Source organism: Hymenobacter crusticola (assembly GCF_002154225.1).
Lineage (GTDB): Bacteria > Bacteroidota > Bacteroidia > Cytophagales > Hymenobacteraceae > Hymenobacter > Hymenobacter crusticola.
Genome location: NZ_MTSE01000027.1, coordinates 1 through 26,347, shown reverse-complemented (window position 1 = coordinate 26,347; position 26,347 = coordinate 1). Strand labels below are relative to the sequence as shown.

Annotated in this window: 24 protein-coding genes and 2 pseudogenes; 9 read left to right on the top strand and 17 right to left on the bottom strand. The window is 58.3% G+C overall.

The genetic code is table 11. The annotated features are described in order from the left end of the window. Positions 1–9: 9 nt before the first annotated feature. Together BXP70_RS25425 and BXP70_RS25420 are read left to right on the top strand one after the other, a co-directional pair. Entirely contained in the window at positions 10–480 is a 471-nt protein-coding gene (locus tag BXP70_RS25425; protein WP_179197835.1) for a S41 family peptidase, read from the top strand. Positions 481–594: 114 nt separating this feature from the next. Then, positions 595–1,416 (top strand): hypothetical protein, encoded by an 822-nt coding sequence (locus tag BXP70_RS25420; RefSeq protein ID WP_086596941.1) that lies wholly within the window; start codon positions 595–597, stop codon positions 1,414–1,416. 178 nt (positions 1,417–1,594) lie between these two features. Here the strand turns inward: BXP70_RS25420 and BXP70_RS25415 are convergent, their stop codons facing one another. The 4 genes from BXP70_RS25415 to BXP70_RS30695 all read right to left on the bottom strand — a co-directional run bounded on the left by BXP70_RS25415 (position 1,595) and on the right by BXP70_RS30695 (position 4,732). Beyond that, the gene (locus tag BXP70_RS25415; protein WP_086596940.1) at positions 1,595–3,322 is read right to left on the bottom strand and encodes an FG-GAP-like repeat-containing protein; all 1,728 of its coding nucleotides are present in this window, start codon (positions 3,320–3,322) and stop codon (positions 1,595–1,597) included. A gap of 227 nt (positions 3,323–3,549) precedes the next feature. Then, the gene (locus BXP70_RS25410; RefSeq protein WP_086596939.1) at positions 3,550–3,948 is read right to left on the bottom strand and encodes a hypothetical protein; all 399 of its coding nucleotides are present in this window, start codon (positions 3,946–3,948) and stop codon (positions 3,550–3,552) included. Positions 3,949–4,052: 104 nt separating this feature from the next. Then, positions 4,053–4,412 carry a recombinase family protein gene (locus BXP70_RS31130; protein WP_394335009.1) on the bottom strand — a complete coding sequence of 120 codons (360 nt, stop codon included), beginning with the start codon at positions 4,410–4,412 and terminating at the stop codon, positions 4,053–4,055. Then, positions 4,391–4,732 (bottom strand): recombinase family protein, encoded by a 342-nt coding sequence (locus BXP70_RS30695; RefSeq protein WP_394335008.1) that lies wholly within the window; start codon positions 4,730–4,732, stop codon positions 4,391–4,393. The genes BXP70_RS31130 and BXP70_RS30695 overlap by 22 nt, the downstream gene beginning before the upstream one ends. A 272-nt stretch (positions 4,733–5,004) precedes the next feature. Here BXP70_RS30695 and BXP70_RS25400 point away from each other — a divergent pair, with 272 nt between their 5' ends. Both BXP70_RS25400 and BXP70_RS25395 read left to right on the top strand, forming a co-directional pair. Beyond that, on the top strand, positions 5,005–5,679 hold the full coding sequence (locus tag BXP70_RS25400) for an IPT/TIG domain-containing protein (RefSeq protein ID WP_086596938.1): 675 nt from the start codon (positions 5,005–5,007) through the stop codon (positions 5,677–5,679). A gap of 383 nt (positions 5,680–6,062) precedes the next feature. After that, positions 6,063–6,518 carry a GNAT family N-acetyltransferase gene (locus BXP70_RS25395; protein WP_086596937.1) on the top strand — a complete coding sequence of 152 codons (456 nt, stop codon included), beginning with the start codon at positions 6,063–6,065 and terminating at the stop codon, positions 6,516–6,518. A 5-nt stretch (positions 6,519–6,523) separates the two neighbouring features. On the opposite strand, the gene BXP70_RS25390 is transcribed toward BXP70_RS25395, so the two are convergent. Beyond that, positions 6,524–7,111 (bottom strand): Crp/Fnr family transcriptional regulator, encoded by a 588-nt coding sequence (locus BXP70_RS25390; RefSeq protein WP_086596936.1) that lies wholly within the window; start codon positions 7,109–7,111, stop codon positions 6,524–6,526. Positions 7,112–7,221: 110 nt separating this feature from the next. Here BXP70_RS25390 and BXP70_RS25385 point away from each other — a divergent pair, with 110 nt between their 5' ends. The 4 genes from BXP70_RS25385 to BXP70_RS25370 all read left to right on the top strand — a co-directional run bounded on the left by BXP70_RS25385 (position 7,222) and on the right by BXP70_RS25370 (position 10,323). Beyond that, on the top strand, positions 7,222–8,151 hold the full coding sequence (locus BXP70_RS25385) for a DMT family transporter (RefSeq protein ID WP_086596935.1): 930 nt from the start codon (positions 7,222–7,224) through the stop codon (positions 8,149–8,151). A gap of 11 nt (positions 8,152–8,162) precedes the next feature. Continuing rightward, the gene (locus BXP70_RS25380; protein ID WP_086596934.1) at positions 8,163–8,669 is read left to right on the top strand and encodes a GNAT family N-acetyltransferase; all 507 of its coding nucleotides are present in this window, start codon (positions 8,163–8,165) and stop codon (positions 8,667–8,669) included. 49 nt (positions 8,670–8,718) lie between these two features. Next, complete coding sequence (locus BXP70_RS25375) at positions 8,719–9,507, top strand: PhzF family phenazine biosynthesis protein (protein WP_086596933.1); 789 nt, start codon at positions 8,719–8,721, stop codon at positions 9,505–9,507. Positions 9,508–9,729: 222 nt separating this feature from the next. Next, a complete protein-coding gene (locus tag BXP70_RS25370) occupies positions 9,730–10,323 on the top strand; it encodes a GNAT family N-acetyltransferase (protein ID WP_086596932.1) in 594 nt (197 codons plus the stop codon). Between the two features lie 24 nt (positions 10,324–10,347). Here BXP70_RS25370 and BXP70_RS25365 read toward each other — a convergent pair whose 3' ends face one another. The 10 genes and pseudogenes from BXP70_RS25365 to BXP70_RS25320 all read right to left on the bottom strand — a co-directional run bounded on the left by BXP70_RS25365 (position 10,348) and on the right by BXP70_RS25320 (position 23,147). Then, positions 10,348–10,971: an NAD(P)-dependent oxidoreductase gene (locus BXP70_RS25365; protein ID WP_086596931.1), complete on the bottom strand. Its 624-nt coding sequence runs from the start codon at positions 10,969–10,971 to the stop codon at positions 10,348–10,350. 14 nt (positions 10,972–10,985) lie between these two features. Continuing rightward, positions 10,986–11,789, bottom strand: coding sequence for an inositol monophosphatase family protein (locus tag BXP70_RS25360; RefSeq protein WP_086596930.1), 804 nt, complete (start codon positions 11,787–11,789; stop codon positions 10,986–10,988). Between the two features lie 81 nt (positions 11,790–11,870). Further along, a complete protein-coding gene (locus BXP70_RS25355) occupies positions 11,871–12,734 on the bottom strand; it encodes an AraC family transcriptional regulator (protein WP_086596929.1) in 864 nt (287 codons plus the stop codon). Positions 12,735–13,318: 584 nt separating this feature from the next. Then, the gene (locus BXP70_RS25350) at positions 13,319–13,816 is read right to left on the bottom strand and encodes a hypothetical protein (protein WP_086596928.1); all 498 of its coding nucleotides are present in this window, start codon (positions 13,814–13,816) and stop codon (positions 13,319–13,321) included. Positions 13,817–14,450: 634 nt separating this feature from the next. Then, positions 14,451–15,440, bottom strand: a pseudogene (locus BXP70_RS25345) (pectinesterase family protein). Next, positions 15,428–16,489 (bottom strand): alpha/beta hydrolase, encoded by a 1,062-nt coding sequence (locus tag BXP70_RS25340; RefSeq protein ID WP_086596927.1) that lies wholly within the window; start codon positions 16,487–16,489, stop codon positions 15,428–15,430. The pseudogene BXP70_RS25345 and the gene BXP70_RS25340 overlap by 13 nt, the downstream one beginning before the upstream one ends. Positions 16,490–16,541: 52 nt before the next feature. Then, on the bottom strand, positions 16,542–18,212 hold the full coding sequence (locus tag BXP70_RS25335; protein ID WP_086596926.1) for a glycoside hydrolase family 28 protein: 1,671 nt from the start codon (positions 18,210–18,212) through the stop codon (positions 16,542–16,544). Positions 18,213–18,232: 20 nt separating this feature from the next. Then, complete coding sequence (locus BXP70_RS25330) at positions 18,233–18,448, bottom strand: pectinesterase family protein (protein ID WP_245849750.1); 216 nt, start codon at positions 18,446–18,448, stop codon at positions 18,233–18,235. Between the two features lie 58 nt (positions 18,449–18,506). After that, entirely contained in the window at positions 18,507–20,150 is a 1,644-nt protein-coding gene (locus BXP70_RS25325; RefSeq protein WP_086596924.1) for a RagB/SusD family nutrient uptake outer membrane protein, read from the bottom strand. A gap of 21 nt (positions 20,151–20,171) precedes the next feature. After that, complete coding sequence (locus BXP70_RS25320; protein ID WP_245849751.1) at positions 20,172–23,147, bottom strand: SusC/RagA family TonB-linked outer membrane protein; 2,976 nt, start codon at positions 23,145–23,147, stop codon at positions 20,172–20,174. Between the two features lie 1,367 nt (positions 23,148–24,514). Between BXP70_RS25320 and BXP70_RS30690 the strand changes: the two genes are divergently transcribed. Then, positions 24,515–24,652: a beta-xylosidase family glycoside hydrolase gene (locus BXP70_RS30690; RefSeq protein WP_394335007.1), complete on the top strand. Its 138-nt coding sequence runs from the start codon at positions 24,515–24,517 to the stop codon at positions 24,650–24,652. 348 nt (positions 24,653–25,000) lie between these two features. On the opposite strand, the gene BXP70_RS25315 is transcribed toward BXP70_RS30690, so the two are convergent. Both BXP70_RS25315 and BXP70_RS30685 read right to left on the bottom strand, forming a co-directional pair. Then, a complete protein-coding gene (locus tag BXP70_RS25315) occupies positions 25,001–26,053 on the bottom strand; it encodes a LacI family DNA-binding transcriptional regulator (protein WP_086596922.1) in 1,053 nt (350 codons plus the stop codon). Positions 26,054–26,252: 199 nt separating this feature from the next. After that, positions 26,253–26,347: pseudogene (locus BXP70_RS30685) on the bottom strand (short-chain dehydrogenase); the annotation flags it as partial.

The window sequence follows — 26,347 nt, the reverse complement described above, 5'->3', positions numbered from 1 at the left end:
GGCGGCCCTGTGGCCAGTGGCCGCGCCCGCACCACGCCTGGGCTTGCGCGCCGATTCGGTCGCCGCTATTCCGTGGGCCCGTTCTACGGTGCCGGTCCGCTCCTATCCGGGCTATACCCGCTGGACGCCGGTGGCGACGCTGGCGCCCAGCCCAGCGTCCTACGGGGGAAAGTGGTGGTGCTGGTCAACGAAAAGACGCAGAGCTATGGTGAGACCCTAGCCATGCTGCTGCAAGCGCGGCCGGGCGTGGTGATCGTGGGGAGCCAGATGGCCGGCGCGAACGGCAACATCGTGCAGGTGCCGTTACCCGGGGACCTGGAAACCTACTATAGTGGGGCCGGCATGTACTACCCGAATGGGGGGGAGACGCAGCGCCGGGGCATCGTGCCCAACCTGGTCGTCACGCCCACCTTAGCCGGCTTGCAAGCCGGCCGCGATGAGGTGCTTGACCGGGCCGTCGCCTATCTGCAACAGCCGTAGCGTACCAGCGCCAGGCGACGGCTGGCTGACCGCGGGCGAGCCGTTCTTCGGGCAGTAGATGCAACCCGTACGGGGCAACAGGGATCTACTTAAAAAACGTACTTCACGGCTTCTATGCTGCTGCTTCGCTCCGGCTTATTGGTGGGTCTGCTGCTGCTCTCCCGACCCGGGCGGGCACAAGGGCCTACGCCACAGGACCTGCCGCCACCCCGGTCCTCTACGGCTGCTCCCCAACCCGCGCCGCTGGTGCCACCCCACCGGTGGTCCGTGGTCGCCGCCGCACAAGCCCACGGGAGTCGGCACGTCGTTGCCGATCAGACGCTGGTGAGTCCGCGCCTGCTGCTGCGCCCCACCGTCGGCTTGGCGGGTCTGCTCGGGGTCCGTTATGGCCTGCGCCGCCGCCTCGGCATTGAGGCGGGCGTGAGTGTGCGCTCGGACGGGGTCTCGATTGCCTCCGTGGCGGACTACCGCGGGGGGCGCTATGAGTCTGTGCAAGTCTCCACAATTTGGTTTAACAGCCCGCAGCTTCAGGTGCTGCTACTCTATCAAACAAGCCCCTCCCAGGCGGGGCATTGCTGGATCCTGCAAGGGGGCGCGGATGTGATATCGCGCCGGTATCTGAATCTAGGCGGGTATGGTACGGGCTTAAGTACCAATGCCGGGCAGCCCCCCGCCACGCTGACCGCCAGCCAGCAACTTGTCCAAGGGTCCGTTTGGCGCCTCGGGCTGCAAGGATGCATCGGACGGGAATGGCACGTGTCGCCGGCGCAGTTTGTCGGGTTACGGCTCGTCGGGCGCGTGGGCCTACAAGAATTTAACCGCTGGCAGTTGCGGTATACCTTTACAGAGGATGGCATTCAGCGGCACTATCAAAACCAGATCCATACGAAGCTGGGCTATGTCGGCCTACAAACATGGTATCGGTTTCAAGGGTGATCAGTGCTTGCGTCGACAGAAGCAAGGGTAAAACGGCTACGACTGATGGGGATCGGGTCCCCTTCTTTCCTTGCTAAAAGAGCAGGAAGGTGCCTTGGACATTTTCTAAACGGAGCCCTATAAAGTGTCCAAGACCACTATCATTAACCTGCCATTACCCATAGGCAGCGAGACCAGCCTATTCGATGAGTAGCCGGGTGGAGAGCTGCTGTTGGCTGGTGCGTACGTGCATCGTGTAGAGGCCAGCGGCTAGTCCAGCCACCGACAACTGCGGGGCGGTCGGGTTGAGTGACTGCTCCCGCACGACTTGCCCCAGCGCATTGCAGAGGCATAGCTGCACAGCTTGCCCGCGAAAGGCGGCCGGCAGTTCCACTTGTACCTGTTCATGCGCGGGGTTGGGATACAGCTGCCACGCGGGCGTAACCGCGCGCGGGCTTGTTGCTAATACTTGACTATTCAGGCGCACGCTCACGGAGGTGCCCGTTTCATTGGCCGTGAGCAGGTCCAGCGTGCCGTTATCATCCACATCGGCCAGGACCACGCTGTAGGGCCGGTTGCCGACGCTTACTTCCTGGGCATCGCTAAAGGAGCCCGTACCCGCATTCAGGCGTACGCTCGCTGTGTTGCGGGCCAAACTGACACTGACTAGGTCTAGGTCGCCATCCCCATCCACGTCGCCCAAGGCCACGTCCTGTGGGCTCACCGTGACCAGCACATCGGCCTGGCGCGTGAAGGTGCCCTGCCCCTCGTTGCGAAACAGATTCAGCACGCCCGGGGTGTTGGCGACCTGCGTCTGGATCACAGTGACTACGTCCAAGTCGCCGTCGCCATCCACATCACCTAAGCGCGTCTGTAAGGGATAGGAACTCGTCGGGAGGGTCTCGCTCAAGCGAAACGTGCCTGCCCCATCGTTGAGCAGCGTCAATACGCGTCCCGGATAGCCTAACTCGGTGGCGACGAGATCGAGATCCCCATCGTTGTCTAGATCGCCTAGCACTACTTTGTTGCCCCCACCCACGAGTTGGCCGCTGGCCAGAAAATTACCCTGCCCGTCGTTCAGGCGGATGTTCAAGGCGCCCGCCAAGGCGCCGATTACATCTACGTAGCCATCGCCGTTCACGTCCCCCAGGGCTACCCCCGTGACGCGGGCGGGAAACGAAATACTGCTACTGCTGAAGCCCGCGGCTCCGTTGTTGCGCACTAGCACAGCCGTACCCGAAGGGGGACCAACGATGCTGCCGCCGCCATCCACGACGAGGTCCAGATCCCCATCATTGTCCACGTCTCCGACCGCTAGGTCCATGCCGTTGAGTACGCCCACGTCCGGTCCACCGCTGAACGTGCCTGTACCCGTGTTCAAGCGGATACTCAGACGATTGCCGGCATTGTGGGTAATCAGGTCGGGCCAGCCATCCCCGTTCAGGTCGCCGGCGGCCACGGCATAGGGCGCATTGGTTATGGCTGGATCGGAGCCGCCGGTGAACAGGCCCGCACTGGGGGTTGTGGCGGTGGTAAACCGCACGACTTGCGGTTGGGCGAGTGGCACATCATTGAGGCTACGCACCGCAGAAGTCAGGGTCGCCGAAACCGTCTCCCCAGCTTGCAAGAGTTGAGCGGGGGTGAAGCGAAGCGTACTGCCGCTAATGGTAGTCGTCCCCGTCAGCCGGCCCCCACGCCGGGTACTGAATACGCATACACCTTGGGCGCTGCTACTGCTCAGCGGTTGGGAGAAGCCCACTGTAAGGGCTGTGGTGCGCGGCACAGCCAGAGCATTGCGCACCGGGGCGAGGCTGGTGAGCGTAGGGGCTTGTGCCTGCGCAGGAGCCCCCACCAATAGTAGTCCGCTAGCGGGTAGCAGGTGAGCAAGCAGCAGGAAGGAGGAACGAAAAGGAGTAGATGTTGGCATCTAGTAGGAGCAGGGGGTAGCAGAGGAAGGAGAGTACTCGCAAATACGGACCATTTCCCAAAGGAATCTCGTAAAATGTCCAAACTCAGTGTTTTCTTCCCGACCGCCCCGGCAGCCAGCAGATCATTGCTCCGTTAGTGTAGCAACGTAGCGGCGGCCGGTTGTCCGAAAAATTAACTAGGTATCTTATCTAGGTCCGGGCACTAGGTCTTGTGAGCGCTATTTGCTTACTCCTCCAGGCTGGGTTGGCGAGTAGACACGTACCCGGCAGCAGAAGCTCCCATCGTCAGCACCACGAGCAGGGACGCGATACCCAGGCCGGGATTTGTGTTGGCCAGCGCCAGTCCCCAGCCCAGCCACCAAATCCCACAGGATAGCCACAGGCCCAGGGTCGCTTTGGCGGTGTGGTAGGGATAGAGAACCTCTAGCACCCAGTAGGTGAGTGCACTCAGCAGTAAGGGCGCAGCCAACCCCAACAAGAAAACGAGCGAAAGCGTCCTGGCTAGCCAATTCTTTGCCTCTTCGATCTGATGGTCATGAATGGTGTATTGCGCGTGCGTCGGCACGCGAAAAAGGAGCCAGCTACCGAGGACAAGCAGCAGGCGGGAACAGGCTTTTTTGCGCATGATGGAGCGGTAAGGCAAGGTAAACGGGCCTTCGCTAGTAGGATAGGGTTGCCCGAGACATTGTTGCGAAAGAAACTGGACAAAGGATGGTAGTCCTGCTGATGTTAGACCGGGCGTAGTAGCAGCAGTTGCACGCCTTTGCCCGTGAAGGCACAGCCGCGCCGGGTGCGATAGCCTTTCTCGTTCAAAGCGTGCGCGATCTGGCGCAAGCTTAGGCCCTTCTCGTGCAGTAACTGGCTCAGATGCTGGGCCTGTACGTTGGCGGGGTGCAGGCGGGCATTTTCCTGCTGGCGGGCTCGCCCGTGCGCACGGCCGCCTTCGCTGAGGTTGACCCGCGTGCCGAGCTGTTCGCCGCGGGCTTTCTTGGCCGCCAAGGCTTCTTTGGTGCGTTTGCTGATGAGCTCGCGCTCATGCTGGGCCAGGCTAGCGAAGATGCCCTTGGTCAAGGTGTTGAGCTCGGGCATGTCCACGGCCACAAGGGCACGTCCAGGCGCAGAATGTAGGCGGCATCCCGGCTCATGCGATCCAGCTTGGCCACGAGCAGCGTGGCACCCAAGCGCCGGCACTCGGCGACGGCCTTGGCCAGCTCAGGTCGCCCGTTGTTCTTACCCGATTCTATTTCCTGAAACGTGGCCACGATCGCCGCGGGGTCTGGCACATAAGCCTGCACCGCGGCTTGCTGCGCTTCTAGACCTAAGCCCGACTCGCCTTGCTTTAGGGTAGAGACGCGATAATAGGCCACATACGGCATCAAGAAACGGGCTTGGGTAGCGGGATGCGCCAAAGATACTCTCTCTGCTGTGTAATACTAGGAAGGGAGGGGGCTAGTATTACACGCGTGTTCCTGGCCTATACGGCGAAGAGTAGAGCGGGTACCCCATGCGCCGCTGCCCAGATTTAGTCCGGATTGGGCATTCTTCGCCGAGCGCGTATCGTCCAGACCTGTGCTTGTACCGCTCCTGAAACATGTTCCACATAGCACGACGGCCACACTCGCTTCTACCCACTCCTCGAATAAATGGCTATCTTGTCTAGTACCCTCTGCTCTTCTCCGCTATGAACAACACCTTCGCTATCGGCAGTCTCCTTCTGCTCGTGTTCTTTGCGACGAGTTGCGAATCAGAAAACGAAGCGCCCCGCCTCCTGCAGGTGACCAGCATCACGCCGGGCACGACGTTGCTCGGGGGGAGCAGCCTCAATACCGCCATGATTGGCGATACGCTCACCATCCGGGGCGAAGGCTTTAGTTCGGTCGCCGCCGACAACCAGGTGACGGTGCAGGGAATCGCCACCCCGGTGCTGACCGCTTCCGCGACGCAGCTGCAAGCGACGGTACCCACCGGCGTGCCCTATTCCTATGTGCAGGTCATCGTGCGTCGGGAAGGCTACCCGCCGGCCGAGAAACAAATTAGTATCCGCTCGACGCCTTCGCCGGTGATCACGGGCATTCGCCCCACCCAGGGCCGGGTGGGGTCACTGGTCACGATTTACGGTCATCACTTACTGGAAACAGTGGAAGCAAACCAAGTCGCGTTTGCCGATGCCAATGGCCAAGCGGCAGCCGTGTTCGTCCGGCCGTTCACCCCCTTGTGGGCGATGGCGGACTCGCTGCAAATCCGCGTACCCGCACAGGCCGGAACGGGGAGGATTGCGCTCTATGTGCGCCCGGCGCAGAATGTCGCTAATACCTATTTCAGTATTACCACTCCGGTATTCACGGTCGTTCCGTAACCGCTTTGTCCGTCGGTACAAAGCGCGCCAGTAGACGCTGGCGTTGGGCGGCGAAGCAAGATTGCAGCTTGGACATCTTACGGTAGTCCCTTTACAAGATGTCCAAGCTCCCTATCTTTAAGATAGCCTTCCTTACTGAGATTTCAGTCGTACCGGGTTCGGGCTGCATAGCGGGATCGTCTTACACCCTGTCTTACCGATGCTTACAATCTACGTTTAGCCTTATCCTGGACAGCACCCGCAACTCTGCTGGGGCATATTCCTACATCGTCAGGCCGTTTTTAACATTGGTAAAAAGAATCGCGGAGGGGAGTCAATACCTTTGTCTTACACATTTCATCAAGACAAATCATTGTCTATCAGCTTATTAAATCTGCATTGCCATGGCCTTACAGTGGACTACTAAGCTCTTTTCTGACCTCACGTTGTTAGAACTCTACGCCCTGTTACAACTTCGCAACGAAGTCTTTGTGGCTGAGCAGGCTTGCCCCTATCAAGACATTGATGGATGTGACCAGCAATCGCTTCACCTATTGGGGCAGACTGAAGCCGGAGAATTGGCCGCTTATGCCCGGCTGCTACCAGCGGGCGTCAGCTACCCACAAGTCAGCCTTGGGCGGGTCGTCACCTCGCCGCGCTACCGGGCGCACAAGCTGGGGCGGCCCCTACTGACCGAAGCGATTCGGCAATGTGAGGCGCAGTTGGGGGCAGGTCCGATCCAGATTGGGGCGCAACAGTATCTACGGGGCTTCTATGAGCGCTTTGGCTTTGTAGCCGAGGGGGAAAATTACCTGGAAGACGGTATCCCGCACGTTCATATGATGCGCGCACAGCAATAACCTGCTTAGGCTTGTCTACTAGCGCGGCCCCTATTAAGCTTGGCTCGTACGCGGCTTAGCGTGACCTGGGTAATACCTAAGTAAGAGGCCAAGTGCCCCAGCGCGACGCGTTGCAACAAATGCGGCTGCTGCGCCAGCAGGTCCGCGTAGCGTTCTTCGGCTGTGCGGAACTGCCGGGCTAGGAGTTGCTGCTCCGTATGCTGCCATACCCGCTCCACCATCACCCGCCCCCAATTGGCTACGTGTACGTCCGTACGGTACAACTCGTGCAGCGCCTGCATGGGGAGCCGAAACAGGTGGCTATCTTCTAACAGTTCTATTGTTTCATAGCTCACCGCCTGCTCGGTGTAGCCCCGAATAGAGGCCAAAATAGCCCCCTCTTCGGAAAACCAGAACGTGACTTCTCTATCCGCCCGGCGGGCGTACACGCGGGCCAAGCCGCGTTGCAATACATAGACGTGGTGGGCCAAGGTATCGTCGCGAAACAAGCACGTCCGTTTAGGCAAGTCTACCGGCTCGGCCAACGCCAGCAGCTGGTCGAGCGAGGCGGGCGGCAGCGGATAGATGGCGTGCAGAATTTCGGGTAGGGTCATGGGCAGTGCATCAGGGGCCGAAATAAGTACGTCACCTATCCCCGGCCCTGGCCCAAAGAAACCACATTCCCTGACAGCCCTGGCCTTGGCTGCGCAACTCCTGCCCTACGATGCCCAAAAAACAACTCTTTCTAGCCCTGCTCGTCTTGGGCACCGCCTTTTGGGGTGTCTCGTACACCGTCGTTAAGGCGGGGGTAGGCTACGCTGACCCTTATAGTTTTCAGACTTACAAGTTTGCCGTAGCCGCGGGGGCCGTGGCGCTGCTTTTTCCCCGGCAGCTCGCCCGCCTGACGTGGCATACGGCTGGGTGGGGACTGCTGCTGGCCCTTCCCCATTTCCTAGGCAGTACGTGGCAAACAATTGGTTTACAAACCACCAGCGCCGCCAATGGCGCTTTCCTTTCGGGGCTGAGCGTGTTGCTGGTGCCACTGGGCAAGGCCCTGCTCTATCGGCAGGCGGTGGCCCCGAAGATGTGGGTTGCGAGCGGGCTGGCTCTGCTGGGCCTGTATGTCGTCGCCCTGCAGGCCGGTTGGCACCTGCACGCGGGCGACGGCTGGATGCTGGCTAGCGCCTTTGCTTTTGCCGCCTACGTGTTGCTCGGGGGGCGTGCCGCCCACCAATCGCAGCCGATGGCGATGCTCGTCGTGCAGTTGCTCAGCTGCACGGTACTTGCGCGGCTCTCAGGCTGGGGCGCGGGCCAGGTACTGGCGGTGCCTGCGGCGGGTGCGTTCTGGCTGGCGATTGGCTTTACCGCCCTGTTGGCCACGGCCTACATGTACGGGGTGCAGTATTATGCTCAACGCTATCTGAGCGAAGAGAAAGTGGCCCTGACGCACTTATGCGAGCCTATTTTTGCCGCTATAGCGGGCGCACTGTTCTTGCACGAGGCTATTACCCCCCGCATCCTACTAGGGGGACTACTCATTTTTAGCGCGATGGTCTTGAGCGAAGTACCCTTTCCCGGCCGGAAACGCCGCTCCGGCCAGCCGCAACCTCCCCGGCCAGCCGCCCATCATCCGGATTCATCTACCTTATTATAACCCTGCTGCTCATGACCTCTTCTCCGTTTCGTGTGGAACTTGCTACGGCCACCGACATTCCCGCCTTGCTGCCCCTAATGGAGGGCTTGGCCGACTTTGAGCACTACCGCGACACGTTCGCCGTCACGGCCGACGTACTCTACCAGCACGGTTTCGCCCAGACCCCACCCGACTTCTACTGCCTGGTGGCTCGGTCCGCCGACGGGCCACTAGCGGGAATGCTGGTGTATTACTTTATTCCGTTTACGGCCAGCGCCCGGCCCACACTCTTTATCAAAGAGCTATTTGTGACCGAAGCCTATCGGGGCCAGCACGTAGGCGAGGCGTTGCTGCGGGCCGCCGCGCAAGCCGCCGTGGCCCACGGCTGCGGCGCCGTGCGCTGGGCCGTAGCTTCCTGGAACGAAGCCGGGCAGCGCTTCTATGAGCGGCTGGGCGCGCAGGTCAACCCGGTCTGGATAGACTATAGCCTGAGCGGCGACGCACTGGCGGCCCTCGCGGGCCCACCCGCTTCGCGTTGACTCATCGCAACGCCCCCTCACCCCCACTTGCTGGTTATTTAAGCGCCCCATGAAACTAGACCTGTATCAAATCGATGCCTTTACAAACGAGCTGTTTGGCGGTAACCTCGCCTGTGTGGTGCCCTTATCCGACTGGCTGGCAGATGAGGTGCTGCTGCGTATTGCCCAGGAAAACGCCGTGGCGGAAACGGCTTTTTTAGTGGAGCAGGGGGACTACTTCCATTTGCGCTGGTTTACGCCCGACATCGAAATGGACTTATGCGGGCACGCCACGCTGGCCGCCGCGCACGCCCTGCACACCATTCGCCAGGACCGGCGGGAGCACTTTGTGTTTGCGACGGCCAGTGGTGAGCTGACCGTCACAGTCGCCGGCGACCGCTACACGCTGGATTTTCCCGCCCGCAAACCCCTCGCCGCCAAGTTGCCCGCCGTCATTGGCCGTGCGTTGAACATCCAACCAACGCACGTGCTGAAGTCCCGCGACTACGTCCTGGTCTACGAAATGCAAGAGCAGATACGAAACCTTCGGGTAAATCGTGCCCTCTTTGACCAGTTGAACCTGGACCCGGGCGGGGTAGTCGTGACCGCGAAGGGCGAGGAGGTGGACTTTGTTTCCCGCTATTTTACGCCCCAGGCGTCCATTCTGGAAGACCCAGTAACGGGGTCCGCACACTGCTCCCTAATTCCGTACTGGAGCGAGCAGTTGCAAAAGCCGGAGTTGGTGGCCTGGCAGCTATCGGCGCGCGGGGGCACCCTCTATTGTATGCAACAGGGAGAACGCGTGCTCATCGGCGGGCAGGCCCGTACCTACTCGATAGGCACCTGCTGGATAGCCTGACCGGGTAATAAGGGAGGCATTAGCCTCAAAAATCCGGCGGTGGGCTGTTGTCACCCGGGCACTACCCGCTTTCAGGTTAAAACGCCTAAAGTCTATCACAATTCGGCTAAGGCGGCGATTGGTACTTACGCCGTTCGGGTAGTAACCTTTTCGAGCAGCTTAACGCTTAGGAGGCGTATTACTCCCCAGAACCTGTTTTCCATCTTCTCTATCCCACACTGGATGTCAACCCAATTCCAGCCGCCGTTCTCTATTCAGCCTACCCTGGAAACCGCAACGGCCTATGTGCTTCCGCTTCAGACCGCCGACTTTGAAGCGCTCTATGCCGTTGCTGCCGACCCGGCCATCTGGGCACAGCACCCCAACAAGAACCGGTGGCAGCAGCCGGTATTTGCCACTTTTTTCGAAGGCGCGCTGCAAAGCCGTGGGGCCTTTCGATTAGTGGATAAAGCTACGGGCGCCACGCTGGGCAGTACGCGCATCTACGGCTATAATCCGGCCGATAACAGCATCCTTATTGGCTATACGTTCTACGGCACCGCCACCTGGGGCACGGGCCTCAACCAGGCAGTGAAGACATGCCTGCTGGACTATCTTTTTGCCTTTGTGGATACGGTGCGCTTCCACATTGGCGTGGATAATATCCGCTCGCAGGTAGCCATACAGCGCCTGGGAGCGAATATTGTCGGCGAGCAGCCAGTGGCCTATTACGGCGAGCCCCCGCTGTTGAACAAGGTATTCGAGGTCACCAAAGCAGCCTGGACAGCCCGACAAAACCAGCCCGCGTCTCCGGCAGGTACTGAGTTACTAGCCTAGTGCTGCTACTAGCTTGCCCTGGGCCTAGCTTGGAAGGGCGGGGTAACGGTGCAGCAGAGTCGGCTGCTGTGCTTGGCGCAAGAGGAAATCAGCCACGCTGGCCCGGCTGATGCGGCCGACCCGCATACCCGGCGTCAAGTCAGGCAGCACCTGGTAGGGCGCCAGCGGGCCATCGGTCAGCATGCCAGGCCGCACGATTTCCCAGAGTAAGTTACTGGCGGCCAGCAGCTCCTCCAGCTGCGTCTTGTTGTCGTACTCGGGCTGCATGAACCAGCGGATGGCCAGGCGCATCCACCAGCTCAAGTAGCCGGCGCTGGCCCCGGTCCCGAAGCCCGTCAGCACGAGCACGGGGGCGAGCAGGGGCGCATCGGCTGTCGCCTCCAGCAGGGCCCAGGCGGTATCGGTGAAGAGCGGGGTGGCGTTCTTCTTCGCCGTCCCGACCGTAATCAGGACCGCCTCGGCGCCGGGCAGCACCTGACGCAGGTCGGTCGCCGAGGTGGCGCTGCCCACTATTTTGATCAGCTGCGGGTGCTCGGGCAGCGTGGCGACAGTGCGTGAGAGGGTCGTGACGTGGTGGCCCTGGGCCAGCGCCTGCTGCACGGCTAGTAGGCCGACGCCCGACGAGGCCCCAATGATGGTGAGGTGCATACGCGTGGCGATGGTTAAGCAGGTAGCTGGATAAGCGGGAAGGTGGCACTCAGGTCGAGGGCCGTCACGAGTAGGCTATCCGCTGCCCACTGCCAGGGCTGGCCCGTAGCCGTTAGCACGTCGGCGCCAGCTTCGCGGCCGATGAGCAGCCCGGGCAGCCAATTTTCCAGGTCGCGGCCCACTTGCAGAAACACGTCGAGCCGCCCGGCCCCGATGTAAGCCAGCTGCAAGCCGTGGGGACCATAGTTGCGCACCACACCATAAGTACCTAACAGAGTGGCCAGGCCCTGGCTGACGCGCTGACGCAGGGCGACATCTTCATCCAGGCCGTGGGTGTGCTCGAACACGGCCACCATCACCCCCGGCTCACGCTTGGTACTGGGGCGCAGCGGCGTCTTATTAACAAAGGCCCCCGCCCCGGCCTGGGCCCAGAACAGCTCCTGGGCCAGCGGATCGTAGATGGCGGCGAAGACGGGCTCGGCCTGGTGCATCAGCACCAGGTTAATTGTCCAGCCCGGCAGTTGCTGCACGTACTGGATGGCCCCGTCCATGGCATCGCAGAGCCAGTACTGGGCCGGTAGCGTGGCGGCTTCGGCCGAGAGGCCAAAGTCGTCGGCGGCCAGCCAGGGGGTAGTGGGAAAAGCCGCGGTCAGGGGCGCTTGCAGGGCCGCCATACAGCGCGCCTCGATATCCGCGAGACGGGCCTGCAGCTCAGCCATAGTTTGTGGCACAGGCAGGCGGCGAAAATCGAGCAGAAACTGGTCACCGGCGGTGCGCACGGCCGCATGGATAGTGGCGATTTCGGAAGAGCTAAGCATCACAAAATAGAGTTAAGTACCCGGGCAAAGGTCGCGGGTCTTTGCCCCCGAAAAGTAGGCGTAAGGTCAGGAATGCTAGTTCTATTCGCGGATGGTGCGTCGAAACTGCTGCGGGGTAAGGCCGGTAACCTTTTTGAAGAGCTTGCCGAAGTACAACGGCTCCTCGTAGCCCAGGGCGTAGCCAATCTGTTTGACCGGCTGGTCGGTGTGGTAGAGCAGGCGCTTGGCTTCCAGCATCGCGCGCGCCTGCAGGTGCTGGCTCACAGGGTGGCCACTGAGCGCCTTGACCGTGTCGTTGAGGTGCGAGGGGGACACGGCCAGCGCCGCCGCGTATTGGGCAGGCTGCTTCCAGGTGGTAAAGTGTTGGCGCAGTAGCTGGTAAAAGCCTGCCAACAGTTCTGTTGCGCGGGTGCCCGCCCCGGGGCGGGCAGCGGGCGGGGCCAGTACCCCGGCCGTCAGTTGCAAGAGCGCCGCCAACAGCGCTTGTAGGGCGGAGCCGAGATGGACCGGGGAGGACACGTCCTGCTGGCAGTCCATCAGCAGCGCGAAGAGCGTTTCGCCTCGCGCTTGAAAAACGGGCTGCGCCCCCAGCGGTAGTGGCTGCTGGAGCCCATACTCGAGCAGGGTCCGGACTTCTTCGGCCACCAAGCTCGGCTCGAAGCTGGCGCCCCAGCCTTGGGGCGCCACTGCTTTGCGCAACTGGTGCACCTGGCCGGGACTGATGAGCACTAAGGCCGGCGCACCGAGGGTAAGGTCTTCAAAATCCAGCATCAGGTGCAGCTCGCCCGCCGTGAGCAGCACCAGCAGGTAGTGGGCGTCGCGGTGGGCGGATGCCGCCGGGTGCGGGGCTGGCCCGGTGGCATCGGCCAGGGTCCGCACGAGCACGCCTGCGCGCGCCAGGGGCGAAAGCGGGTAGTTAGGAAGAGGTGCGGTGGCTTGCTTCATGAATAACAAGGTAAGGATGCACGATTCGCTGCGCCATCAAAGAAAGCCAGGCAGACGCTGCGTTCTACAGACCTTATCAGTCGGGGACCTATCTTTCTTTAGCTCTGTGCCTATTTACCCGCTCTACCGCCAGTAGGACGAAGCCGGCTGGCAGTAGAGCGGGTAAATTCGTCCGTGTGGAAGTAGCCCTCGACCGCTACGAAGTCTACGAAGCCGGTCTTGCTTTCTAGGCTCAGGGGAACAGTTGCCTCAAGCAAACCATCAATGACGCCTTGCAATCGACGGTTTGATAAACTTTATAAGCCTTACTTGTGGTCTTTTGAGTCGAAGGCCAGCGCTCATAACGCTTTCCAATAGAACGTGGCTGTTGCAGAAGTCTGGGTCTTGCGTTCCGCACGCAGTAGGAGTGAGCTTCCGCCTCGTGAAACACGGTTTCCAACACTTTTCTGGGTGACTCCTCCCGATAAACCTACGACTAGGGCGTTCGTCGAGGAGTTCTGCAACAGCCACGAACGTCTGGAAAATATTAGGCGCTTCTAACTCTTTGGTTGCTGTTCTGATTCGTGGCGTACGTGCGCCTGCGCTTAATCGTCGTGTTGCCCCTCGCGTTTTCGGCTAAGTCCTTCGTAGAAGGTCCAGGTCACCCCTTTTTCTGTTTTCCAGGCCTGATTGACCTGGTCAAAATAGGTGTCTAGCAGAGCATAGGCAGCTTGCGTCCTAAAAAGCGCATGTTGCGCTTGTAATTCACCCACCATGGCTGGTCGTCTCTCCTGCAGTAGTTTCGTGATTGCCCGTTTAACCAGCGGCGACGTAAAGGGACCTTTCATGGCTTCGATCACAGCGACACAGGCCATCATCGCTTCCCCAGCATCCTGGCTCTGCAATAGAAACTGAACAAAGAAGGGTAAGTAGGCGCTGCAATCGTAGTGTTCACAGGCCCAGAAATACGTTGCATTATAGTCCTGATTGAGAGGCAGCTTGGCCGCACGGATCAATACGGGCACCACGCGTGGATCTTGCGCCGCCCCGAAAGCCTCGGCGATGTAGTGTTTGGTGACGTGACTGGTTGCCCGTTGCAGCAAGCGCGTGAATTACGGAAAAGCGTGTACCCAAGGCTGCTGCCAAATAACCAGTACTTGTTGTAGTTCCACTACCAGCAGCAGATTGCCCGCTCCTTTTGCTTGCCGTAACGAACGGCGCACTGGTCGGAGAAAGATAGACGGCTTAGGGGGCATATCAGAAACAATATACGCTATTGCCTCTCGCGAAAATACTATGGCCTATCGGGTAACAGAAACAGGCCATAGTAGTGAAATTGCAAGAATGTCTGTATAAATAACTTTATGATAAGAGACGAAAGCCAGATGGCGGAAGCAGTAGTTACCCTTCCCCACTGCCCCCAAAACCTTGTCTACTCCGGCCCAGGGAAACGTCTAGTTTTGAGGTGACAAAATTCATCTCTGCGGCACGTTTCGTTAGCGTTGAATCGTCGACGAGGTTCTTCAACTCGCCCTGCCTACTTCGGGCTAGCTGGCCATTAGGTGCAAAGCTGGTTTCTGCCGTTTACCAAGCCAGAGAGTTCTAGCGTAACTGTTATAGAACTCTGCTACAGGTCTAAGTAGCTTCGCCAACTGACAGTATCCCCAATGGCCTATTCAGCGCCTTTTTACAGCTGACACCAGTTCCAATCTGTTGTTCTTCCAAAAGCCACAATTATTAAATGGGGTACGACTTAGCTGGCTTCCAGTCGCCTAGCACGTTCTTGGGTGTGTAACGCTGGGCTTGCGCTTTAATCAGCTGGTGCGACCAGCCGACGCGTTGCGTGGCATCGGTGGCGCCCGAACCGGCACTGGCAAACTCGGCGTAGTAGGCTGTGCTTTCGTTGCTGGACTTGCCCCAATTGTGCCAGCCCGCAGGCCTGATATGTGGACCTAGCTCACAGCGTAAAAAGACTACCTTGGCGTTGGGCCGCCACGGCCGACCGAGGTAATAGCTGCCGACTGGCGCGTCGCCGGTGATGTGGCAGCGATTGAACACGTAGCTATAGCGCACGGTGTCGGGCGTCGAAGCGGCGGTGATGTAGCTGCCGCCCTTGCGGCATAACAGCTCGCATTGCTCAAACCAGGCAGTCGAGTTGCCGAAAATGTAGTCCGTGGTGCCTTCGATGTAGCAGTGGTCAAAGTACTGGCGGCGGCCACCGGTGTAGATTGTGTCTTGGTTCTCCAGGAATCGGCAATTTTTGAACTGCACCCGGTCACCGCCGATCCAGATGGCTAACGCTTGGCCTACGGGGCCGGCTGCATTCTCGAAGGTGAGGTTTTCGGCCCAGAAATCGGTGGAGCGCACGTAAAAGCTGGCTGAGCCCGAGGTGCCAATGTCGCGGCCTTTCAATGTTTTCTTCTGAGCATAGTCATCCTAGGTAAAGATGGTGTTGTCGCGGTCCTCGCCTACAAGCCGCACGAAGTTCTTGCCCTCGGCTAAGGTGAGCTTTTCCTTGTAGCGCCCTTTCTTGATGAACACAGTCGTGGTATGGGTTTGGCCGCTCGGTACGGCGTCGAGGGCCTGCTGCACGGTACGGTAGTCGCCGCTGCCATCGGTGGCCACTACTAGGCGGCGCTGACTTAGTACTTGCGTGGTTAGCAGCAAAAACACCCCGACAATGCCTAAAGCGCCTTTGATCTTACCTAGCGTCTTCAACTTTTGCATGTATAATCTTCACTATCACCAAGAAGGCTTAGCCCTAGCTTCGCAGCCCACCGTTTAGCCTTAAACACCTTATCGAGAAAGTCGGCCGTGTAGTTCAGCGTGGGCTCGAACCACGGGTTGAAGAGCGGAAACGTGTGGGGCGTGTCGGGGAACGTGTGCGTTTCGTGGTAGATGTGGTAAGCATCTAGCTTTTGAATCATGTCTTCGCGGCCCGCGTGCATGCGGTCGATGGAGCTGTTGATGAACACGATGGGTGGGGTTTGGGACGTGACGTGGTTTAGGCCCGCGGCCTGCTGCCACAGCTCCGGCTTTTCTGTTTGCGAAGCCCCAAACCAGTACTTAGAGGCCGTCGGCCTCTCGCTCACCTGGTAGTCGCTTGACTCTGGGTGCAGGAAAGCTAGGGTGCCGTCCACATCCACAATGGCTTGCAAGCTGCTGGAATGGCTGGTGTTACAGTCGCTGCCTTCTAGCTGCTTGTCGCCATTCGTCGTGCCCACCAGCGCCGCCAAATGCCCGCCGGCCGAGAAGCCCCACACAGCAATCTTGGTGGTGTCGATGGGGTAGTGTTTGGCGTTGGCCCGCAGCCAACGAATAGCGGCTTTTAGGTCGTATACGGCGGCCGGGTACAGCGCCTCAGTAGAGAGTCGATACTCCGCCGTGACGGTCACGTAGCCCTTGGCCGCAAGTTGTTGGGCCATGGGTAGGTGGTTCGAACGGTCGCCGGAGCGCCAGCCGCCCCCGTGAATGAACAGTACCGCCGGGTAGCCTTTCTTGCGCTTAGCTTTCGGGTAAAAGATGTCCAACTGCAAGTTGCGGGCACCTAGGGTGCAGTAGGTTAGATTGTAGCTAGCCTGCACCGTTGGCGGCAGCGCGGGTTGGGCAATGCTGATAGAAGGCCGGTTTTTCTTCTCCTTCAGATAAGCGCTTCGCACCGTGAATGAGGTGTCGCGGGCCGCAGGAAGCTGCTGCGCTTGGGTCGAACCCGCCAGCAGTGAGCCGCCGATTAGTACGGACCAAGCCAGCCGTAAAATGAGTTTTTGAAAAGACATGTGTACCAGGAAGAACAGAAACAACAGGCTAGGGCTAGACCCTAGCCGCACCCTAGCTTTTTACCTTAAGCGCCTTGATACTCGCGCCGGCTTTTGCCTCGATGGGCGTACGTCCTTTGCCCGCCTCGGTGCGAGCAGCCGTAATCTTTTCGGTGCGGTTGCCGCTCACGCTGAACAAAGCCTGGTTAGTAGGCGCGTTTACTTGCATGCCGTCGAAGCTGATGTTGCGACTGTTTTCCACGTACACCACGGGCGCGGCCGCTTTGGTTTCGAGCCGCAGATTGCTGATGCGAATGTCTTGGGCCTCAATCAGCTCCACACCTTTGTTGACCTTCAAGACGAGGTTGTCGAGGCTGATTTGCCGGACGCTCATTTCGGGCAGGCCCCGCAGGAAAATGCCACGCTCAGCCCCGTCGCAGACGATGTTGCGGATGGTGAAGTTCTGAAAGCGCGGGGTAGCTTCCGATACGGCCGGAACCGGCTCGGTCGCTGCTTGGCCGTCGGCTAGCTTAGCGGGCGGCTTCATGAAGTAGTACATGTCGAACAAGATGGCGTCGTGCACAATGTCCTTCATGGCGATGTTGCGCACGTGGATGTTCTCCACCACACCGCCGCGGCCGCGGGCCGTTTTGAAGCGCAGCCCGATGTCGGTGCCCATGAAGGTGCAGTCCTCCACGAACAGGTTGCGGGCCCCGCCCGACATTTCCGAGCCAATGACGAAGCCGCCGTGCGCCCGGTACACCACATTGTTGCGAATCAGCGCGTTTTCGGTGGGGATGCCACGCTTGCGGCCTTCCTCATCTTTGCCCGATTTGATGCAGATACCGTCATCGCCCACGTCGAAGGTGCTGCCTTCCACCAGCACGTTGCGGCACGATTCGATGTCGAGCCCGTCGCCGTTCTGGGCGTAGTCGGGGTTGCGGACTAGCGCGTTGCGCACGGTCAGGTCTTGGCACATGATCGGGTGCAGGCACCAGGCCGGCGAGTTCTGAAAGGTCACGTCCTGCAGCAGCACCTTTTTGCAGCTGGTGAGCACCACCATGTTGGGCCGCAGGTAATCCTTCACGGCCTCGTACTCGGCTTTGGTCCGGCCCGGCGCGCTAGCATTCGGGGTTTTGGCACCGAGCCGCGACTTTTCCGAAGGGTACCACACCTTGCCATCCTCGCTGACCGAGCCCCCCGAGGCTACCTTGCTTTTCCACTCCCGTTCCGTCAGCTTATCGCGGCCCACCATGCGCCAGGCGTCGCCGTTGCCATCCACGATGCCGTGCCCGGTAATGGCCACGTTCTCCAGCCCCGTGCCCGAGAGCGGCGACTGGTTGCGGTAGGCAGGCTGGCCTTCGTAGCTGCCCAGCACGAGCGGGTACTGGTTGAAATCGGCGGAGAACTGCAACACGGCGGCCCGCACCAAGTGCAGGTTCACGTTGCTTTTCAACTCCACGGGCCCCGTCAGCCACAAGCCTTGCGGCACCAGCACCACGCCCCCGCCCTTGCTGCTGCAATCGGCAATGGCGGCGTTGATGCTTTGCGTGTTCAGCGTGAGGCCGTCGGGCTTGGCGCCGTAGCGCGTGATGTTGAACGTATCAGCTTTGAAAGAAGGCTGCTGCGCCGTCGGCAGGCGCGACCAGGAAAACTCGGTGGACGACTGTGCGTGAGTTGACTGTGCAGCACTTAACAGCGCGGCCGTCAGCAGCGCCACGGGCAGGGAGAGAGAAAGCTTCATGGGCGAAAACCTAGGTTGAGCTATTGCTTGGCAGCCGTTGAGGACGGCGTTGGTTTTGTTTCGGGCAGCCAAGGCTCAGCCCCCGCGAAGATGTTCTTGAGGGTGTATTGTTTGGCCTCCTTATTGGTAAGCTGTTTGCTCCTCTTCACTCGGTCTTTGGTGTTAGCACCGGGACCCTTCGACTGGTACTCGGCGTAGTAGGCAGTCTTTTCATTGTCAGGCTGGAGATGCTTCAACAGGCTCAGCATGACGGACAGTTGACTAACCTATAAAAGCTAGGTTAGTCAACTAGGCCTATTGATAACCAAGATTTTGCGTGAACTCACTCTTGTTGGTCACGGCATCTAGCTGCGTTTGCGGAATGGGCCGCAGCGTGTGATAGGATTGAATGTTCACCGCATTGTCTGGCGAATAGAGTTTGATGCGGTCTACCAATTTGCCGGTGCGCTTTAGGTCAAACCAGCGGAGCTGCTCGCCAGCCAGCTCACGAGCCCGCTCATCCAGCATAAAATCCAGTGTCATTTGCGCGGCATTCACCTGCATGGCGGCAGCGCGACCGGGTTTGGCGGCGCGGGTGCGCAGCACGTTTACGAAATCGGCAGCGGCTTGCGTATTCCCTAGCTTCAGCTGCGCTTCGGCGGCAATCAGGTACACTTCGGCCAGGCGGATGACGAACACGTCGCGGGCACTTTGCGCTTCGTTCAAACTGGGCCGGGTGGGGTCCATAAACTTGGTGAGGCTAGGATAGCGCAGGCCGTCTTTCACCGTGCCGTTGGCGTTGTAGATCTTGCTGCGGTCCACCGTCTGGTACTTGCGGGTGGCCTCATACGCATCCGGAACCTCGCGGCGGGTACAGTACACGGCCGTGTCGCCCAGGGCCATGCCGGCGGGCCGGGTGGTGGAGTTAGCGTACCACACCTCGTTGAAGGAACCTTCGTAGCGGGCATCGTTGGTGCTGTACAAATCGAGCAGGAAGCGGGTGGGCATGTAGCGGTTGAAGGGGCGCCCGTTCGGAATATCGCGCACCATGCCGGGCCGGTCGTCGTACTTCATGATGTACAACAGGTGGGCGTTGTTACCGCCCCGGCTGTGCCCGTAGGGGTTAAAGGTGGTGTTCGCGAGGTCGTTGAGCGCTAGGTTAGACGAGTAATCCACGACATAGATGGCCTCTCTGGTCTTCAGATTGCTCATCTTCCACAAGTCCGCGTAGTTGGGTTCGAGCCGGTACGCGGTGTTGGCGAGCACTGCCTGAGCCATGGCCAGGGCTTCCTTGTTCATGCCCCGCGTCAGGTAAATGCGCGCCAGAAAGGCCTGCGCGGCGCCTTTGGTCACTTTGCTATACTGCGGCTGGGTGGCGGGCAGCTTGTCGACGGCCGTGAGCAAGTCTGAAATAATCAGCTCGTAAAACGTACTTTCAGGCGTGCGGTTGGCGGTCGACACGACCCCGCTGGTTTCCTCGGTGGTGAAGTGCACGCCGCCCCAGGTTTCCACGATGTGCCAGTAGTAGAAGGCGCGCAGAAACCGTAGCTCGCCCTCCCGAACGGACCGCAGCGTGGCCGAGAGGCCAGCTTTGTCGATGCGGGCTAAGCCGCCATTGCACAGGTTCACGGCCGCGTACAGCTCGCGCCATTCGGTGGCCAGGTACGTATTGGTACCCTGCAGGTTGAGGTACTGGCTCAGGCCCCGGTCAGTGTCGCCGGAGGCACTAGTCCAGATGTCGGTGCCCATCTCGGCAATGTTGTGGGCTTCCTCTTTGCCGTACCACCAGCGCTGGTACGAATAAGCCGCGTTGACTAAGGTTTCGAAGCCCTCGGGCGTGGTATACACGGTGTCGGCGGTCAGGCCGCTGGGGTTATATTCCTCGAGCGTTTTGTCGCACGAAAATAGCGCGAGCAGGGAGAGGGTTAGCACCCCCTTTTTGGTGAAAAGAGCGTTCATGGGATGGATGGGATGCTAGGGTTAGAACGTGGCATTCAGGCCAACTACATACAGCTTGGTCATGGGGAAGCTTTCGCCGCCGCCCCGCTCCGGGTCGTAGTTTAGCTTGGTGAAGGTGTACAGGTTCTTGCCTGTCACGTACAACCGAACCCCGCTAATTGCCTTGGGCAGCAACGTCTTAGAGAAGTTGTATCCAATCGTGACATTCCGGATGCGGCCAAACGAGCCGTTCTGGTAAGCCAGCGTGGAGAGGTATTTCCCGCCCCCGTTCTTGTTGGGGCGCGGGTAGGCATTGGTCGGGTTTTCAGGCGTCCAGTAGTCGAGGCCGGCCGTGCTGTTGCCGATGCCCTGGTAGTCGAAACGCGCCGAACGGTCGGAATTAATCATCTGGCCGATGCGGGCGTAGATGAAGAAGTTCAGGTCAAAACCCTTGTAGCGTACCGTGTTATCGAGGCCGCCGCTCCACTTGGGGCGCGGGCTGCCCAGAATGATCCGGTCGTTGATGGCGTCAATCTTGCCGTCGCCGTTCTGGTCCTTCACCTTGATTTCGCCCGGTAGTTGAGTGGGCTGCATCTTGGCGGCCTGATCGGCTTCGTTGGTTTGCCAGATACCTAGCTTCTCGTAGTCGTAGTGCACGCTGATGGGCTGTCCGATAAACCAGCCATTACCTACGTCGTTGCCATTGGTTACGAGTTCGGTAATCTCCTCTTTGTTGCGTGTAAAGGTGAGCGTGCTGGTCCAGGTCAGGTCTTTGGCTTTGATGTTGGTGCTGGTCAACGAGACTTCCACGCCCCGGTTGCGCGTGCGGCCGATGTTCTGCTTCACTGTGGTTACGCCCGTCGTGGGAGGCAGGCCTCGGTCCAGCAGCAGGTCGCGGGTGCGGGTGTCGTAGTAGTCGATAGAACCCGCCAACCGGCCATTGAATACACCCACATCCAAGCCGATGTTCTTGGTGTACGACAGCTCCCACCCGAGGGCCGCGTTGCCCACGTTGCGCGAAAACGTGTAGGCCGGATACGGCACGTCGTCGTAGCCGAAGGCAATGCGGGTGAGCGTAGTTTGGGTGGCGTAGGGCCCGGAAGGGTCGTTGCCGGCCACGCCGTAGCTGGTGCGCAACTTCAGGTCGGTCAGACCTTTGATACCCTGCATAAAGGGCTCATCCACAATACGCCAAGCGAGGGCGGCCGACGGAAAGAACGTCCATTTGTTGCCCACCGCCAGCTTCGACGATCCATCTTCGCGGGCCGTCACCGTCAGCAGGTACCGGTCGCGGAAGGCGTAGTTGACGCGTGCCGCAAACGAGACCAGGTTGTTCTGCGAATAAGCCGAGTTGATCTTGATTTCCTCGGTGGCGCTACCCAGCGCGTAGAAGAGCTGCGAAGGTAGCAACTGGTTGACGCCTGAGGCCGCTGCGTTGTCGGAGGTGTTACCTAGGTAGCTGGCGATGCCCGTCACGGTGAGGGCGTGCTTGCCAAACTCCCGCTGGTAAGTAGCCACGTTTTCCCAGTTGATGGCGCGGCTGTTGCTGGTGTTGTACGTAGCCAGCGACTTGCCCGAGAGTGACCGGTCGATGGACTTGGGCGACATATACGCGCCGTCACGCGCCGACGACAGGTTGACGCCCAGCGTGCTCCGAATCATCAGGCCCTGCACGGGCGTCAGTTCCACGTAGCCGTTGGTCAGCGTGCGGGTGGTCAGCACTTGGCCCTTAAATACGTTCGGCTGCTCGTCCGAAAGAGGGCTGGCGGTTTGGCCGTCCAGCATGATAAAGTTGAAATTGCCGTTGGCGTCGTAGAGCGGACCTAGGGGACTGATTTTATTGGCCTGGTTCAGCGGGTCGCGCCGCACGCCCTGGTTGTAGTACGTCAACTGACTTTGCAGGCCCACCTTCAGCCAATCGGTGGCGATGAAGTCGACGTTGAGGCGGCCGGTGTAGCGCTTCAGTTCATCCATTTTCAGGATACCCTTTTCGTTGAAGTAGTCGACGGAAACGTATCCCTTCAGGCGGTCGGTACCAGCCCGCACGCCCACTTGATAATCTTGTTGGAAGCCATTGTGAATGAGCTCATCCTGAAAGTCCGTCCACACACCATCTTGCAACGCCTGGTATTCGGCTCCGTTGGTGAAAATGGCGGGGTCGTCGGCCGGGCTCTTCCACACGCCGGCCGCGCGCCACGCTTCGCGCTTCAGGTCACGGTAGCCGTACAGGTCCATGGCCTTCGGGTACATCGTGACCTCCGAAACGCCCGCGTAGGTATTGAAGGAGATTTCCGGCTTGCTCGACTTGCCCTTTTTGGTAGTGATCAAAATAACGCCGTTCGAGCCGCGCGAACCATAGATGGCAGTCGACGAAGCATCTTTCAGCACGTCCATCGTCTCGATGTCGTTGGCGTTGATGTCTTGCAGACTGTTGTACTGAATGCCATCGACAATAATCAGGGGCGAGTTATTGCCGCCGATAGAGCGGTTGCCGCGGATATTAATGTTGACGGCCGCCCCAGTCTGACCACTGCTCCGGGTGATATCGGCTCCCGCAATCTTGCCCTGGGCGGCTTCCAGCACGTTAGCCGACGGAATTTCCTTCAGCTCCTCCCCCTTTAGTTGGGATACTGCCCCGGTCAGGTCCTTCTTGCGCACGGCCCCGTAGCCGATGACCACGACTTCGTCGACGGCATTGGTTGCGGGGGCTAGGGCCAGTGTAATCGTTTTCCGATTGCCGACCACTATGTCCTGGCTTTTGTAGCCGATGTAGGAAAAAGTAAGCACCACCTCGCCGGTTTCGGGCACCGTCACCTGAAACTTGCCGGCTATGTCGGTGGTCGCGCCCTGCTTGGTGCTTTTTACCACGACGGTCACGCCGGGCAACGGCTCATTTTTCTCGTCGGTCACAAAACCGGTTATCACCCGGTCAGCGAACGAATGGGCAGCCGAAGAGGCTGCCCATTCGTTTGCTTCGTCGCTACCACGCGCCAGCGAAACCGACGGGCAAGTAGCCACCAAAAACAGCGAAAGAAATGATGTACAGGTTAGGCTCCGCCAGGAACCAGCGGGGTGAACGGGTGTAAACCTCATAGGCAACAGTAGTTCTCTTTTCATAGTGCATTGATCGTGTTGTTAAAATGCTTCGGCTCGGCTGTTTAGGTAGTCAATCCCTATCGTCGAGCGGAGCGTCAGGTTCTTGAGAATGTTGAAGCTAGCAACCGCGCTAGCGTTAACTAAGCGCTAGTTGTTCCGCCGATATTCGGATTGCACTATCACAATCGGGTTGATCAACCTGCTAGAACCGCCGCTGGCCGTGCCCTGCCTAAGAGTGTTTTGGTTGTTGACGCACACGTTAAAGCCGAAGCGAAACTTACCCCTGGCTTTGTAGTAGATGCGGAAATTGACCAGCTTGCGGTTGTAGTCGGATTATTACAGAATCCCCAGCTCCCAGTTGTAGATTGAGCTCAGCAAAAAGGTAGTGCCCTTACCCTCGCCGGCTACAGTCATGTTTTGGGTTTGTTGGAAGGAAGGGTAATTGTCATCACTGTTGCCCTTCATCGTTAGTGCCTTAAGTGATGCCCACCTCAATAGTACTGTAGAGGTTATAGCTGCTACTAGCTCTCCGATTGACCAAGCAGTACCTTACTTGGCTGGTGTTTGATCAATTGTGGCTGTATTGACCTCAATATCTGGCTTCAAACCCAAGTGAGTTAATGGAAGGAATTGGCTCACCAAGAATAAGGCAAAGTGAGAATACGCGTGTCACTCCAATTCACGTCTCACATAGCTTCGTTGAGGTTGCGGTATCACTGCTACGTATGTAGATACAAGCAAGTATTTGTGTGGTACGCGCATGAATACCATTCATTAGTCAAGGTCCATAATGAGCAATAAGAACAAATGCTTCCGAGTAGTGAATGTGTCATAAAAAGCTAAAAATGCTATAAAAGAAAATTATACCGGAATCACTTCCGGTATGTCAATATGAATAGGACTTATACTTTTAACAACTGTTTATTCGAAATAACTTTCGGCAACGTTCCCGGGAACGTTGCCGAAAGTTATTTCGAATAAACAGTTGCTGGTTTAAGTTATCCAAAAACATCTGGTCAAATGCAGCAATAATTTTTTTTAATTATGTATATATCTGTCTTGCAAATAATTGCAGTTATCATAAGAGAAAATTATTTTTTTGTCTTAGTTAAATATTTACTTTTTTTCTTGATAATGTTTTATTATATAAAATAACAGTAAGAGTATTTAGAATTTACTGCGAAGCTTCCGAGTACTTTTTCCTACTCGTAGCGGTATCGATTCCGAATAGGATTTATCTGTAATGATAGCTTATCTTATTCAGCATATTTGACCTCCTCCTTGAAAATTTGAGTTTACTCAATGGACAGTCTACCTATACACGGGAAGGCAAGTGGATTGGAGCGAAAGTAGGGCTGTTCAGTACCCATATCGCCAAGTTTAACGACGCTGGCAACGCCGACATCGACTGGTTTCGCGTGGAATAAGCAACTGGTCGCTTACAACGTAGAACCAGCCATATCAACTGCAGCTAGGAAGTGCTGTATTACGTGGGCTAAACTTGTTCCTAAACCAGCCAAAAGCAACAAGCGCATTCTCTTCAAACAACTACCTAATTATCATTAATCGCTACTATGAATGACGAGCGGTTAGCACTCCGCTACACCTAGCTTTCTTTTAGAGAAGGTTGTAGGCAGGTTGTGTGACTAACAAGCATACCAAGGCCTGCGTGCTGCCCCTACCGATGCATGACGTTCTAGAGGTAAAACCATTAAGCTGGTTGGTTGCTGTCCACTCCTGCGAGGTCGGGCACGACAGCATCAGCGTTAAGAGTGCTATTCATTCTTCTCAACGAAGATTTTTTTTTGCAGGGAGGACTCGCGGATAAGAAGTTGAGGCTTCAAGGTAATACGTTGACCAGTCCCGTAACCTGGGCGCTTCAGCAACTGTAAAAATAGCTGGATAACAGCTTCGCCCATCTGCTTGGCTCGCTGGTCGACGGAGGTTAGCCGTGGCTTGAGCATCGTAGTAAAGGGTTCATCGCTATACCCAACGAGGGCTATGTCTTCGGGCACTCGGATGCCGCGGGCGTCTAATACTTCTAGCGCGCCAACGGCCGGAAAATCGTAGGCAGTGAACACGGCATCGGGCCACACAGGCTGTTGCAGCAGGGTCGTCATCGCCTGGGCGCCAGCTTCGGTACTTGGGTTAGGCAAATGAATAACTAGCTCCTCCTTATAAGGAAGCCCGTGGGCAGCTAGCGCGTCGCGGTACGCCCGGTAGCGGTTATGCGTCGTGCTGACGGTTTGGTGGCCGGCCATGTGCGCAATCCGACGGCATCCCTGCTTGATCAGATGTTCCACTGCCTGGTAAGCACCCCGATAGTCGTCGGAAACGACTGCGCAGGCGTTTGCTAGGTTGGGCATGCGGTCGAAGAAAACCAAGGGAATGTTTTTGCTACGGACTCGCTCAAAGTGTGCAAAGTCGTAGGTGGTTTTCGACATGGCCACCAAGATGCCGTCAACCTGCCCCTTCAAGAGGACTTCCACCTGCTTTTTTTCCCGGGCTACTTCTTCGTTCGTTTGGCAAATCATCACGTTGAACCCTTCCTTGCTCGCCTCTTCCTCCATGCCATGCACGACCGCAGGAAAGAAGGCTCCGGTAATGTGCGGCACAATAACACCGAGCACATTGCTACGCCCCCGGCGGAGTGCCGCAGCTAGCCCATTTGGCTGATAGTGAAGTTTTTCAGCCAGCGTCCACACTTGCGCTTTAGTTGCTTCACTGACATCTGGAGCATTGTTCAGCGCGCGCGAAATAGTAGAGGCAGATAGCCCCAATTCTTGTGCAAGGTGTGCAATAGACAGGCGCTTATTTCCCTTGGCCATGAAGCAATCAATTGTCTTTGCTGACTCAGTTCAGCCTGCTCTCAGACCTGCAAGTTAGGCAAAGGGAAACCTTCCGAAGTACTCTATTTTTGTATCCACTTCGGGCTTGTCATTCTAGTAGCATGCAGTGCTCGATGGGCATAGGTAAATCCAACTAGCACGAGCTAGCTAATGCGTAGGCACGCGCCAAGACGCGTGCCTACGCATTAGCTAGGGCGCGGTCGAGGTGCACGTAGCCGCCATCCACGTGGATGATTTGGCCGGTGGTATGGCTGGAGCACGACGACAGCAAAA